At 48.6% G+C, this 13573-nt stretch carries 11 protein-coding genes and 1 tRNA gene; 6 read left to right on the top strand and 6 right to left on the bottom strand.

What is annotated here, in order from left to right; all coding sequences use genetic code 11:
- Nucleotides 1–145 precede the first annotated feature (145 nt).
- Nucleotides 146–2794 (bottom strand): pyruvate, phosphate dikinase, encoded by a 2649-nt coding sequence (gene ppdK, locus ACZ5QV_RS04565; RefSeq protein ID WP_464601427.1) that lies wholly within the window; start codon nt 2792–2794, stop codon nt 146–148.
- A 342-nt stretch (nt 2795–3136) separates the two neighbouring features.
- On the opposite strand from ppdK, the gene ACZ5QV_RS04560 reads away from it, so the two are divergent.
- From ACZ5QV_RS04560 to ACZ5QV_RS04540, 5 genes are all read left to right on the top strand, one after another.
- Nucleotides 3137–3397 (top strand): H/ACA ribonucleoprotein complex subunit GAR1, encoded by a 261-nt coding sequence (locus ACZ5QV_RS04560; protein ID WP_464602029.1) that lies wholly within the window; start codon nt 3137–3139, stop codon nt 3395–3397.
- Between the two features lie 591 nt (nt 3398–3988).
- Nucleotides 3989–5002 (top strand): transcription initiation factor IIB, encoded by a 1014-nt coding sequence (locus ACZ5QV_RS04555; RefSeq protein ID WP_464601426.1) that lies wholly within the window; start codon nt 3989–3991, stop codon nt 5000–5002.
- A 186-nt stretch (nt 5003–5188) separates the two neighbouring features.
- The gene (locus ACZ5QV_RS04550; RefSeq protein ID WP_464601425.1) at nt 5189–5842 is read left to right on the top strand and encodes a LysE family translocator; all 654 of its coding nucleotides are present in this window, start codon (nt 5189–5191) and stop codon (nt 5840–5842) included.
- 476 nt (nt 5843–6318) lie between these two features.
- On the top strand, nt 6319–7335 hold the full coding sequence (locus tag ACZ5QV_RS04545) for a class I SAM-dependent methyltransferase (RefSeq protein WP_464601424.1): 1017 nt from the start codon (nt 6319–6321) through the stop codon (nt 7333–7335).
- A 442-nt stretch (nt 7336–7777) separates the two neighbouring features.
- Nucleotides 7778–7849: transfer RNA gene (locus ACZ5QV_RS04540), tRNA-Thr, on the top strand.
- Nucleotides 7850–7949: 100 nt separating this feature from the next.
- Here the strand turns inward: ACZ5QV_RS04540 and ACZ5QV_RS04535 are convergent.
- Both ACZ5QV_RS04535 and ACZ5QV_RS04530 read right to left on the bottom strand, forming a co-directional pair.
- Nucleotides 7950–8555, bottom strand: coding sequence for a methyltransferase family protein (locus ACZ5QV_RS04535; protein ID WP_464601423.1), 606 nt, complete (start codon nt 8553–8555; stop codon nt 7950–7952).
- A 285-nt stretch (nt 8556–8840) separates the two neighbouring features.
- Nucleotides 8841–9590 (bottom strand): hypothetical protein, encoded by a 750-nt coding sequence (locus ACZ5QV_RS04530; RefSeq protein ID WP_464601422.1) that lies wholly within the window; start codon nt 9588–9590, stop codon nt 8841–8843.
- 489 nt (nt 9591–10079) lie between these two features.
- On the opposite strand from ACZ5QV_RS04530, the gene ACZ5QV_RS04525 reads away from it, so the two are divergent.
- Entirely contained in the window at nt 10080–11105 is a 1026-nt protein-coding gene (locus ACZ5QV_RS04525) for an L-histidine N(alpha)-methyltransferase (protein WP_464601421.1), read from the top strand.
- Nucleotides 11106–11157: 52 nt separating this feature from the next.
- Here the strand turns inward: ACZ5QV_RS04525 and ACZ5QV_RS04520 are convergent, their stop codons facing one another.
- From ACZ5QV_RS04520 to ACZ5QV_RS04510, 3 genes are all read right to left on the bottom strand, one after another.
- Nucleotides 11158–12057: a UbiA family prenyltransferase gene (locus tag ACZ5QV_RS04520; RefSeq protein ID WP_464601420.1), complete on the bottom strand. Its 900-nt coding sequence runs from the start codon at nt 12055–12057 to the stop codon at nt 11158–11160.
- An 89-nt stretch (nt 12058–12146) separates the two neighbouring features.
- Nucleotides 12147–12869, bottom strand: coding sequence for an amino acid ABC transporter ATP-binding protein (locus ACZ5QV_RS04515; RefSeq protein ID WP_464601419.1), 723 nt, complete (start codon nt 12867–12869; stop codon nt 12147–12149).
- On the bottom strand, nt 12853–13548 hold the full coding sequence (locus ACZ5QV_RS04510; protein WP_464601418.1) for an amino acid ABC transporter permease: 696 nt from the start codon (nt 13546–13548) through the stop codon (nt 12853–12855). Before ACZ5QV_RS04510 ends, ACZ5QV_RS04515 begins: the two co-directional genes overlap by 17 nt.
- Nucleotides 13549–13573 lie beyond the last annotated feature (25 nt).

Genomic DNA, 13573 nt, shown 5'->3' with positions numbered 1-13573 from the left:
CAAAAAAGATTGACGGGGATATTTGTCCGCTTGAGCTCGCACAGCGAGCGAAACGGACCCCGTGCTCCAAAGCGGAACTCGGGTGACGAAGCGGAACTCGGGTGGTGGGACTTTTTGGTCCCACCGGGTTGAATTTTTAATGAGGTTATTTTTTCCTGGATTCGATGGTGCTCTGAGCGGCCACGAGCCTTGCGATAGGGATTCTGTAAGGGGAACAGCTTACATAGTCGATTCCTATGCTGTGGGCGAACCTGATTGATGAGGGTTCACCGCCGTGTTCTCCGCAGATGCCTATTTTAAGGTCGGGCTTGACTGAGCGGCCTTTCTCTATTCCGATCTTCATGAGTTCGCCAACGCCTTCCTGGTCGAGGACCGCGAAGGGATCGTTTTTGAGAATTTCCTCTTTTTTGTAGATTGGAATAAATTTGCCCACGTCGTCCCGGCTGAAACCGAAGGTTGTCTGGGTCAGGTCGTTTGTCCCGAAGGAAAAGAACTCCGCTTCCATGGCGATTTTGTCTGCGGTGATCACGGCTCTTGGGAGCTCGATCATGGTTCCTATTTTATAGTTGACCTTCGTGCCCATTTCTTCCATGACGGCTTCGGCCATTTCAATGACCTTCTGTTTGGAGAAGGCAAGTTCCGTTACAAGGCCCACGAGGGGGATCATGATTTCAGGTACGACCTTTGCGCCCTCGGCTGCGAGTTCGCAGGCAGCTTCCATGATGGCTTTTACCTGCATGTCGTAGATTTCAGGGTAGGTGACCCCAAGACGACAGCCCCTGTGCCCGAGCATGGGGTTGAGTTCCTTGAGAGCGTCCACGCGCTGGAGCATCATGTTGATACTTTCTATTCCGTCAAGGTCAGACGCGGCCTGGAATTCCTTGAGTTTTTCTTCAAGTTCTTCTCTGGAGGGCAGGAACTCGTGGAGAGGTGGGTCAAGCAGCCTGATGGTCACGGGCAGACCTTCCATGCTGCGGAAGATTCCGATGAAGTCTTCTTTTTGCATGGGGAGCAGCTTTTTCAGGGCTTTTTTCCTGGCTTTCTCGTCCTCTGCCATGATCATGTCCCTGACTGCGGGAATCCTGTCTTCCCCGAAGAACATGTGTTCGGTCCGGCAAAGTCCGATCCCTTCAGCTCCGAGTTCGCGGGCGAGGCTTGCGTCGGCCGGATTATCAGCGTTTGTCCTGACTCCGAGTTCGCGGATCTCGTCAGCCCAGACAAGGACGGCATGGAGGTCCTCGTTAAGTTCGGCTTCAATAAGCTCGACTTCTCCCAGAATTACGTTTCCTGTGCTGCCGTCGATGGTGAGGTGATCGTTTTCTTTTATTGTGTAGCCGTTTACCCTGAAGAGGGCGTTTTTCGTGTCAATTGCGATTTCTCCGCAACCAACAACACAGGGTTTACCCATGCCTCTTCCGACGACTGCGGCGTGTGAGGTCATGCCTCCCCGGACGGTCAGGACTCCCCGAGCGGCTGCCATTCCACCGATATCTTCGGGGGAAGTCTCGCCTCTTACAAGGATGGTCTTTTCGCCAAGTTCGGCCCTCAGTTCCGCCTCTTCCGCGGTAAACACGACCTTTCCGACAGCTGCTCCCGGAGATGCGGGAAGCCCGTTTGCGATAATTTCCAGTTTGGCTTCAGGGTTGATTCTCGGGTGGAGGAGCTGGTCTATCTGGTCGGCATGTACACGGGTAACCGCTGTTTCTTTGTCGATCAGATTTTCTTCAACCATATCCCTTGCAACCTTTACGGCAGCAGCGGCGGTTCGCTTTCCGGTCCTGGTCTGCAGCATGTAGAGTTTGCCTTCTTGAATGGTAAACTCAATATCCTGCATGTCCATGAAGTGGGCTTCCATTTTCTGGCAAATGTCCACGAGCTGCTCGTAAGCTTCAGGGATCTGTTCTCCGAGTTTCTGTATCTGGTTCGGAGTCCTGATTCCGGCAACCACGTCTTCGCCCTGGGCGTTGAGCAGGTATTCTCCGAAGAAACGCTTTTCTCCGGTCGAGGGGTTTCTAGTAAAAGCAACTCCTGTACCGGAAGTCTCACCCATGTTTCCGTAGACCATGGTCTGGACGCTAACGGCTGTTCCCCAGGTGTCGGCGATGTCGTTGATTTCCCTGTACTTGATGGCTCTCGAGTTGTTCCATGAATCAAAAACAGCGTCTATTGCCATTTGAAGCTGAACTTTCGGGTCCTGGGGGAACTCTATCCCTTTTTCGAGTTTGATTACTTCCTTGAACTTCTCAGCCAGCTCTTTAAGGTCTTTCGCAGTCAGATCGGTGTCGTATTTTACTCCAAGTTGCTTTTTCTTGTCTCCGATCAGCGCATCGAACTTCCTGAATTCGATCCCGAGCACCACGTCTCCGAACATTGCAATGAATCTGCGGTAACAGTCATAGGCAAACCTTTTATCGTTTACCTTCTTCGCAATCCCTTCAACGGATATATCGGTAAGGCCCAGATTCAAAACAGTATCCATCATTCCTGGCATGGATACTCTTGCCCCTGAACGTACGGATACGAGTAGTGGGTCTTCCGGGTCTCCAAGCTTTTTGTTGTTTGCTTTTTCAAGCTTTTCGATTGCTTTGTTTACCTGTCTTGTTACTTCTTCTGAATACTCTTTGTTTTTGAGGTACAGTACACAGACTTCGGTTGTGATTGTAAAGCCAGGTGGCACGGGGATCCCTAAATTGGCCATTTCAGCCAGGTTTGCACCCTTGCCTCCAAGCAGGTCTTTCATACTACTTTTGCCATCAGTGTCATTATTTCCGAAAAAATATACAAATTTGGACAATAAATCTCCTCCCTGGAAAACGAGATCTATCAATGGATTATTAATGGATTATTGTCGTCTAAAATCAAACCATTTATATGGCCTGGTCGTTGCCAACAATGTCTATTTCATATATAAGCTTGTGGTTTACCTTTCACTCTTTTTCTTTTTATATATCTGTCGATCTAAATGGTATGTGTAATATAGGTCTTGCGATATATTTATATACTATAACTGTGAAGTACGTATGCTTCTCAGTCCGGGGTATGTATTATTTATTCGGGCTGGGGGTTTATATAACGCAAGGCAGGGCTTAAAGCTCTGAATTTTTGAAGCCAGGAAGGCTGTTCATTTGTGGCTACTATGAAAAGACTCGGTATTGTGTTACACAGATCAGGTAACAAAAATCTTATTGTTAGAGGAGATGAGGTCAAATCCAGTAAGATCTCAGGCGATATTCCTAAAATGAATTCGGCTGTTATGGACAGAACCCTGAATAACATTGGTACGATCGCCAGTATTTTTGGTCCTGTGGATCATCCGTATTTTTTAGTAAAAGGTTTTAAAAAAATTCCGGATTCTGAATTTCGGGGTCTGGTTAATGAACGGATTTATGTTCGGTAAAATCTCTGATATTCGGGAATATTCATCTTTTTCGAAACTGCATTTTAAAACGGGCAGTGTTTTTTCAGGGCCGAAGTCTACTTCAATTTCTATAAATACCTGATGTGTATGGCGGCGTTTAAAACTGTGTAAATGTGTTATGATTGTGAGACTGGGTGACTGGACGACTATGTTTATATAAAAACAGTGCCAATTTGTTTCTGCTGTTGTGTCGATAACCCTCCACTAAAGTGGGGGGCTTGCTTCGGCAAGTCCTGATTGACCGGCCTGGATATGTCATGATGCCTTTGGATGTTTCCTCAGTCCAATTCCCTCTCGTGTGGTATTAAAAGTCCTGAGAACCAGGGGCCGTGTGCTACACATGATAAGCAATCCAACATTGGCGAGGGGAGACAGTTAAAAACTGCGTTATCTGCCACGAACTCGTTTCAAAAGCAGATTGAAAAAATCCAAACGTGGAACGACATGCCTGAAAGTTAACGGCATTTCTCCCACGAATAAAGTCACGAGCATTCTGCCTGACTGATCGTGTCTGTGTATCGGTGTTTATGTATTTATGTTTATTTACTTTATGGTAAAAGGTGATATGAAATGGTAGAAGTCGAAAGAGTTCGCTATTCGGACACTCTTGAGCGAGAAAAAATCAGGGCCATGATTAAAGCTCGCAAAGAAAAACAAAATGAACAAAATTTCGAGAAAGAAAAGGTAGTGTGTCCGGAATGCGGCAGCAGGAATCTTGTACACGACTACGAGCGGGCCGAACTCGTGTGCGGGGACTGCGGACTTGTCATTGATGCCGACTTCGTGGACGAAGGGCCTGAGTGGAGGGCGTTTGACCACGACCAGCGCATGAAGCGTTCCCGTGTGGGCGCACCCATGACCTATACGATCCACGATAAAGGGCTTTCCACAATGATTGACTGGAGGAACCGGGACTCTTACGGAAAGTCTATCTCCTCCAAAAACCGTGCTCAGCTTTACAGGTTAAGAAAGTGGCAGCGCAGAATCAGGGTCAGCAACGCAACGGAAAGAAACCTGGCTTTCGCCTTATCCGAACTGGACAGGATGGCTTCAGCTTTAGGTCTTCCGAGGACTGTCCGTGAGACTGCGGCCGTTGTTTACAGAAAGGCTGTGGATAAGAACCTTATCCGGGGCCGGAGTATTGAAGGGGTTGCGGCTGCTGCCCTTTACGCTGCGTGCAGGCAGTGCAGTGTGCCCCGTACCCTTGATGAAATCGAAGAAGTGTCCAGGGTAAGTCGGAAAGAAATCGGAAGGACATATCGCTTTATTTCAAGGGAACTTTCCTTAAAGCTCATGCCGACCTCTCCTATCGACTACGTGCCCAGATTCTGCTCAGGGCTCAATTTGAAAGGGGAAGTCCAGTCCAAGAGCGTTGAAATCCTGAGACAGGCTTCCGAAAAGGAACTTACAAGTGGAAGAGGGCCTACCGGAGTGGCTGCGGCCGCAATCTATATCGCGTCCATTCTCTGCGGAGAACGCAGGACCCAGAGGGAAGTTGCGGATGTGGCCGGGGTAACGGAAGTTACCATCAGGAACAGGTACAAGGAACTTGCTGAAGAACTGGATATCGAGATTATCCTCTAAGGTTTAAGGATTCTTCATTTTAAAGTTTCTTCACCTTTTTCCTTTTTTTTTCAGGCCGATTTTTTGGGCAGGCTTTTGTTCAGCCAGCTCTTCGGATTAATTTTTCATGGTTTCGTTTCCTGTAATTTGAGTTTTTCAGCTTAACTTTCCATATCTTGATTAATTTCTTAAAAAAAGTTGGTGCTTATGTTTTCTCTTGATGTTTTCAAAGCCCTCCTCCTCGGGTTCACGGTCGGGCTCACAGGTGCCCTTGTCCCCGGTCCCATGCTCTTTGCAACCATAGAGGCCTCGCTTAAAAAAGGCTGGAAGGCCGGTCCCGAGGTCGTCCTCGGGCATATGCTGATTGAAGTCGTGCTCTGTGTCCTGATCCTCTACGGAGCGGCCTCTCTTGTCGGAAGTGGTACGATTTCCACAGTCTCCCTCCTCGGGGGTCTCGTGCTCGTGGCCTTCGGCCTGCTGACAATCAAAGACGCAAAAGCCGCTGCTTCTGCGGGCCTTTCTTCCTCTACAGGCGGGAAGGACTTTGCCTCCAGCCCCGCTCTTGCGGGTTTTCTGACCTCGGTTTCCAATCCCTATTTCTGGATCTGGTGGCTGACCGCGGGAAGTGCTCTGGTGCTTCAGGAGTACTGTCTGGGGGCCTTTATTGCAGTCTCTTACGTGCTCGGACACTGGCTTGCGGACCTCAGCTGGTTCACCGCGATTTCCGCATCCTTCAGCCGGGGAAAAACCCTGCTCTCCCGTGGAATGCACGAAAAGGTCCTTTACGCCTGCGGAATTTTCCTGGTGCTTTTCGGGGCCTGGTTTGCCCTGAACTACAATAATCCGGTTCTGCTCTCGTAGCCCGAGTTCCGCTTCGGCACCCGAGTTCCGCTTCGGCACCCGAGTTCCGCTTCGGCACCCGAGTTCCGCTTCGGCACCCGAGTTCCGCTTCGGGATCACAGGAAATCGAAGATTTCCTGGGAGTTGCACTGCAAGTGCAACAGCACGGGGTCCTTTTCGGGAGCTACGCTCCCTCAAGAGGACGAAAAACGCCAGAGCAACCGTACTTGTCGTCTTCCGTTCGTTCTTTTTCCGTGTGTTCCGTGTATTCCGTGGTTTGAATTCACACACCAAAATATAGGGCTATTCCCAAACTGAAAACTTGAAGTTATAGTTCGACCATTCCTAAGCAGGATGCCGTTTTTTTTGGTAGGGTCTAAAAAGAAGCGATTGCAAAACTTCAGTCCGGATTCAGGTTTCACTGCCAGAGTTTCGGAATCTCGAGAAAACTTAAAATCCAAAAACGCGGTTTATCGGTCAGGAAAGGTGTCAAATCCATGAAAAATAGATGTATTAAGGTCCCCAAAAAGAAAGGTGAATCCGTAAGAAAGGTTTTACTTGAGTTTGAATTGCTTGACCATTCCGTAAGGATAGCTTCGGATGCTTCCTATCTCTACCTCCCCCTTTCAGGGGAGCCGGAAGCTTCAGAACTTGCAGGACTTCCGGAAAATGTCGGGTTTGAGCTTGCGGAATTCGAATTTGAGCCCCTGGAGAGAAAGCCTACCCTTGAAGAAATTCTGGGTTTTTTCCCTCGCTTTGAGGTCATCGGGGACATTGCTCTTCTGGAAGAAGAAGAGCTTGAACCTGCCGAGGCCCGAAAGGCTGCCGGAGCCATCCTTGAGACTCATCCCCGCGTAAAGACCGTTATGATGCCTCTGACCCCGGTTATAGGGGAGTTCAGGGTCCGGGAGTTTGAGATCCTGGCCGGAGAGCAAAGGACCGAGACTGTTCACAGGGAGCACGGTTCCCGTTATATGGTGGACCTTGCGAAGGCCTATTTTACTCCCCGCCTCTCCACCGAGCGCATTCGGGTCCTGGATTGGGTCCGGGAAGGGGAGACGGTCGTTGACATGTTTGCGGGCGTGGGGCCTTACAGTATACTGATCGCGAAAAAAGCCAGGCCTGAAAAGGTCCTCGCAATCGACAAAAACCCGGAGGCTGTTCACTATCTCAGGGAAAACATTGCTCTCAATTCCGTGCGGAACATCGAGGCAATCGAGGGAGATGCCCGGGAAGAGGCTCTGAAGTTTGCGGGCCTGGCCGACCATGTGCTCATGAACCTCCCCCACAGTGCTCACGAGTTCCTTGATTCGGCCGTTCTCCTCACAAAACCCGGTGGCATCATCCATTACTACGGGATGACTCCGGAAGACGACCTTTTTGAGAGCTCCATCGAACTTATCCGGGCCGCGGCTACGAGGGCCGGCCGAAAAATCGAGGTTCTGGAAACGCGGACCGTGCGTTCGTATGCGCCCCATCAGTACAATATCTGTATCGAGGTGCGGATTCTTTAATTTTGGGCGGGCCCGGGTTTTTGTGGGCTGAGAAAAAGGGCTGAAGGGGCCGGAAATTATGTATTCCGGCTCTTCCTTCAATGGGTGGCCGCTTTCGGCAAATAAAGGACTGACAAAAATGGAAATGTTTAAACATTAAGGGTATGTAATGATAATTCCGGGACCTTTCAGGAGAAGGTTTCTTTTTGTTTCTTAATAATTTGATTTATGTTGCAGGAGTGAGTTTCAGGTGTCTTCCTTTGTCTACGTTGCAATAGCTATTTCCATTCTGGTAATGCTTATCTTTCTCTGGTTTTATTTCAGACATTTCAATAAAATAGGGAAGTAATCCGGATTTTCTCCGGATTTGTGGCCCAAAACTGGGGTGTGTCTGCCTGACAAGCGAAATAGTTATATCCTTAATTGATATTTTAAGGTCTACATCATTTTTCCATTCTTTAGCGCCGTCGTGGCTTAGCGGTATAGCGGCTGATTCGTAATCAGCAGGTCGAGGGTTCAAATCTCTCCGGCGGCTTTTAACTTTTCTTTTATCTAAAGTAGCAGAATACCTCTTCCTCAACAGTTCCTGCTTTGGCGGAACTGGCTGGGGAGTGGTTGAAGAACATTATAGGTTTTTAACGATATCCTCCCGAATGGGGAATTATCCTGTGGACCTTTTTTTGGTATTCCCGGTATTCGTCCCCGAACTGCGACTCCAGTCTTTTTTCCCAGTGCAGGGACCCCAGATACAGATAGATGCTGGTCAGAACGTATATTACGAGCAGGTTGACCGTCATAAAGAAGGTGAGCCAGATAATGATCAGGCCCGAGAACAAAAAGGGGTCCCTTATCCAGCGGTAAATCCCCTTTATATCCAGGGGGCCGGCTTCGGGAGTCTTCGAAGCGGCAAGCTGTGAGTGTAGTTTGAACCTGTGAGGGGCGTCCCGCATGGCTCTCGAAGAAACGATTGCCGTAATTACCTGTACCCCGACCATCAGCCAGCGCCAGGGGGAAGGCACCACATAAAGGACTGGCCCTGGGTTTTTGATGAGCAGGTAGACAAGAGGCGCAATTGTTACAAATGCGATCAGGCTGTATATCGGCATATACAGTTTTTCTACCCTGGAAATCCCCCCTGCCTTTCTCAAGACGAAGCGTTTGAAGGGCAGGCTTGCCGTAAGACTGTGAATGGCTGCAAATGCCACCAGACAGAAAACAAGGATAATTGTGACCGAAACCAATTCTATCTCCCCGTCTTTTATTTGAATTGGCCTGTATTTAGCATTTGTTAATATGGGTCTATGCATCTGGTTGGAGCATTACATTCTTCAAAAAACAGGTCTGTACTTTTGAGATACATTTTTTCCATTTCAGTTACGAAAAGGCCGGCATGTGGCCGGTGAGGATGTCGGGCATTTTTATAATCAAATTCGGAAAACATCCTGAAACCCTGAAATCAGACGAAGGTGGCTGGCTTCCTGAAATATCTCCCCCTGTACAAAAAGCCGGCAACCCATTATAATAATTTAGTTTCTATATACCCCATCGGCCGTAATAAGTTCTCCTTCTGCCGGGGTCCAGCCCTCCTGTGGGCCTGTCAGCCTGACGGATAACCAGTCATCGTAACTATTTCCTTTCCAGCCGTAAATCCACCACTCATTCGACCCTCCAAAACAGACGTATATCTCCACTATAGTTTCGGAAGAGCTCTCATAGCTTGCATAGACGCGGCTTTCGTAATCATAATACCGGGGGCCGATATGTTTGGAGTTGGGGGCTATAGAGCCTTTTTCGGATTCTTTCAGGTCATATTTTGGGAGAAGCAGAAACTCGTTGCCTACCGGATTTCTTGTGTTAATGGGCTTGCTTGCTTCCTGGTAATCCTCGAAATAAAACGAGATCAGAACCGGGAATTCTTCTGAATATTCGTCGGATTCTTTAAAGTGTCGAGGCGCCGGGGGCTCTGGTCCCATTTCCTCTTCCATGACCTCCTCTTCAATCACTTCGGATTCCGAAATAGCTACAGGCAGGGAATGGAAAACCGGCTGGATTTTTTCAGCTTCGATTTTGAGCATAGGGCCATGTTCGGTCTCCTCAATGCTAAAATTCCAGTCAGGAGGTCTGCCGTAAAAGTCCTTCTCCACAAATGCCAGGCCTTTCTCGGACTCATTTTCAAAAACTGGGACTGGCAGGTAAAAGGTCGCGTTTTGCAGCTCGGAACTACCCGTTATGCTGATTTCGTATCCGTAATTGCTCTCAAGGTGATTATCATACATTTTATCGGTATGTTGCCCCCATAAGGCTGCAAGCAGGACAAGAACTATGGTTAATAATAATACAAATCCGCCTGTCAATTTTAGCCATTTATTTATTGAGACTCCTCCACTTTTTTTAAAAATTGTGGGATCAGCTATGGAAATAATCGCAGAACAGTATAATTATATTTAAGGGCCCTCAATTTCTTATAACTTCATAAGTGCCCGGCATCTTTAAAATTCAGCTTTCAAAAAGCAATATTTATTAAATAATGCCCTCCAACTATCTTATAATATTCTTCGGTTTTTTGAAATTCTGGGGATCTAGTATATAAATCCGGACAAAAAAAAGCTTTTTTCCCCACCGCCTGTTCTCAAAAGATATCTGTACGGGGGAGAGGTCCTCGGGATGCCTATGAAGCTCGGGATACGTCCCGGCTTAAAAGACTGAGAAGGGAATGCTAATTTTGGTAAACCAGAGGAGGTGGTAAAATAATACGGGACACAGGATTGAAACAGGGCCTTGAGCACGCTCAGGCAACCGGTGGCAAAATCGAACTCATCACCGAAAACGTTCTTAAAGAAAAGCTGTATAAAAACCTCAAAAGGCATGAACTGCCTGATTACCTCCTTTACATGGGGGCCGAAGGGGCCAAAAACTGGCTTACCCTTGACAGGTCCAGCACATTTCCCGTGGCCAGGTGCCTGAAAATTCTGCTTGAGGAAAATATTGCCCCACTGGTAAAATTCATCCCCTCGAACATGAATCTGGTGAGTGTGGGGGTCGGGAGCGGAGATAAGGAAAGGGTCCTTATCGAAGGGCTTCTCCAAAAAAATTTGGCCGAAACTCCGGCCTCTGCAAGAAGGCACCTCCTTCTGTATTATCCTCTTGATGTAAATAAGCAGTTCGTGGAGATGGCCCTTGAAAAAGTCCGGGACTTGCCCGTTGAAACAAAGGGAATCGTGGGTTTTCTCGAGGACCTGTCCCTTCTGAAAAAATATTTGCATCCGCCTCTCCTTTTCTGCATTCTCGGAAATACATTCTGCAACTACGAACCGGATTTCATCCTGAACCTTATCTGCGAAAACCTGGAATCAGGGGACCTCTTCCTTTTTGACGCCCATATTCTCCCCTCCTCAGACGACGAAGAAGCTCTCTGGTCCGCAAAAAGGTCCATTGTTGGCGCCTACGCCTCAAGGGAAAATGCGCTCTTTAACATGTATCCCCTGCTCCAGCACGGCATGGTCCCGGAAGACTTCGATTTCGAGCTTTTGCTTGCTCCGGTGGAATCCAATATCGCAGGCCAGCTCTACAGGACTAAAAAGACCCTCTATATCCTGAAGGACACCAGGTTTGAGGTCGGATCGAGGGCCGTGGCTTTCAAAGAAGGGGACTGCATCCGCATGGGCTTTACCTACAAATATTCATTTGATCAGCTCAAAACTTATCTGGGAGCCCGGGGTTTTGAAATCCTGAAGGCAATCCTGAGCGGGGATGGGACAAACACCATAATCCTCGCAAAAAAGAAAAATTGACAAAAACTGAAGAAAGTCTTAAAATATTAAAATCTTAAAAAAGAGGAAAAACTCAGCAAAAGAAATCAAGAATGATCGAAAGCGCGTAAATCACCATGGTCCCATGGAAGAACGGAAGCACCTTCATTCCGGCTTCGGGACTCTTTTCTTCCCGCAGGTAAAGGTTTGCCCCTATAAGTATCAGGAAGGCCAGGGCAAAACCGTAGAGGGCTATATCTCCTAACTCTTTCAGGAAAAAACCGGCCATAAGGAAATGAAGTAGTGTAAAACCTAATGTCCAGTACACGCACCCTTTCAGGCCATAGAGTACGGCAATGGTCTTCAGGCCCCTGGCTCTGTCGTTTTTTATTTCTATAAGGTCGTTTGTCCCAAGGTGGGCCATGGTCCAGGGGTAAAAGAAAAGGGCATAAAGGAGTGCGGTCATATCCGGCTGCCCATAGCAGAGGTAGCCCGCCACTGGAAAGAGGGTTAAATCCGTCCGCCCTGCAAGCTGGGCTATAGGGAGGGTTTGTTTTCTCTTTTTCATCTGGTAAAAGGCCTCGATCCCGTAGGAGTAGAGCATTATTGCAAAGACGTAATAGGAGTTAGGGGAAGGCAGGGTGAAAATCAGGGCTGCTGCAAGGCCCGCAAGCCCGAGAAAGAGCATAAGGGCCCTTTTAGGGGAAATCAGCCCCTCGGCCACCGGTCTCCTGCTAAAAAGTCTCCAGTATTTATTGAAGGGGTCTTTCGGTCTGAAGCCTTTTTTGTCCCGGTCCCGGTCCACGTAATCGTTTAAGACAAGCCCGGCCTCGAAACCCAGAAGGGCGATTAAGGATGCCTTCAGCAGAAGGAGCCAGGAAAAGCCCCCGTAGTTTTCAAAGGCAAGCACAAGGCCTGAACAGAAGAGGAGGGGCCAGGCTAAAAAGAAGTGGGCCCGCGTGAGGTCGATGTAGGCTTTCAGGGTTTCTTTCATATTTTCAGCACCATATATTTATAAAAAACGAGTGGTGGTGGGAGTGGTGGATTCCGGATAAAAATGAGTAGGGGAAAAATGCATCAGAATTATAAAATCTTTCCTAAGAAAGCCTTTGTCCTCTCGTTTTTGGCGTTGCTGAAAATCTCGTTCGGGGTGCCTTTTTCGACAATTACGCCTCCGTCCATGAAGAGCACCCGGTCGCCTACTTCCCGGGCAAAGCCCATTTCGTGGGTCACGACAACCATGGTCATACCTTCCCTGGCCAGGTCCTTCATGACGTTTAAGACTTCTCCCACCATTTCGGGGTCAAGGGCCGAGGTTGGTTCGTCGAAGAGCATAACCTTCGGGCGCATGGCAAGGGCTCTTGCTATGGCTACCCTCTGCTGCTGCCCGCCTGAAAGGGAGCTCGGGTAAACGTTGGCCTTGTCTTCCAGGCCCACTTTTTTGAGAAGGTCGTGGGCCCTTTCGTAAGCCTCCTTTTCGGGGAGGCCCCTTACTCTCATGGGAGCAATTGCCACGTTTTTAAGGGCGGTCATGTGGGGGAAGAGGTTGAAGCGCTGGAAAACCATCCCCACTTCCTCGCGGATCCTGTTGATATTGACCTTCGGGTCGGTAACCAGGTCTCCTGCTATCCGGATTTCTCCCGAGGTCGGGGTCTCCAGGAGGTTCATGCAACGGAGGAAGGTGCTTTTTCCGGAACCCGAGGGGCCGATTACGCAGACTACCTCGCTTTCGTCCACATGTTCGGTGATCCCTTTAAGGACCTTAAGCTTCCCGAAGTTCTTGTAGAGATTATTCACTTCTATCACTTACGCCAAGCCTCCTCTCAATGTATGCAAGCAGGCGGGAAATTCCCATGGTCAGGGCCAGGTAAACGATGGCCACCGAGATGAATGTGGGAAATGCCGCAAAAGTTTTTGATACGTAGAGCATCCCGTTTTTTGAAAGCTCGTGCACGCTTATGATAGAGAGCAGGGAAGAGTCTTTCAGGAGTGCTATGAATTCGTTTCCAAGCGGGGGGATAATGAGTTTTACGGCCTGGGGCATGATGACTTCCTTCATTGCCTGGTGCTCGGTCATCCCGAGAGAACGGGCGGCTTCCATCTGGCCCCTGTCCACGGACTTTATGCCAGCCCGGACAATTTCGGCGTTGTAGGCCCCGCTATTGATACTGCACACAACGATTCCAGCAATGATCGGGTCAATCCTGAAAATCTCTCCCGTAAGACCCGTGACAAGGCCAGGGATTCCATAGTAGAAGAGCAGGATCTGCACGAAGAGGGGGGTCCCCCGGATAAAATCCACATACAGGGAGCTGGGGATTCTTAAAATGGACTTCTTGGAAAGTTTCCCGAAAGCTGCGATTGTTCCGAGTATGAGCCCGAAGAATATTGAAAAAGTTGTGACCTCGACAGTGATTACCGCACCCCGTAACAGACTGGGGAATACGATGACAGCGTGTTCAAAATAGGACGCTAAAAGAGACAAAATCAGACCTCTAAATATTTAATTT

This window comes from Methanosarcina baltica (assembly GCF_055394095.1).
This window is presented reverse-complemented; position numbering and strand designations above follow the sequence as displayed.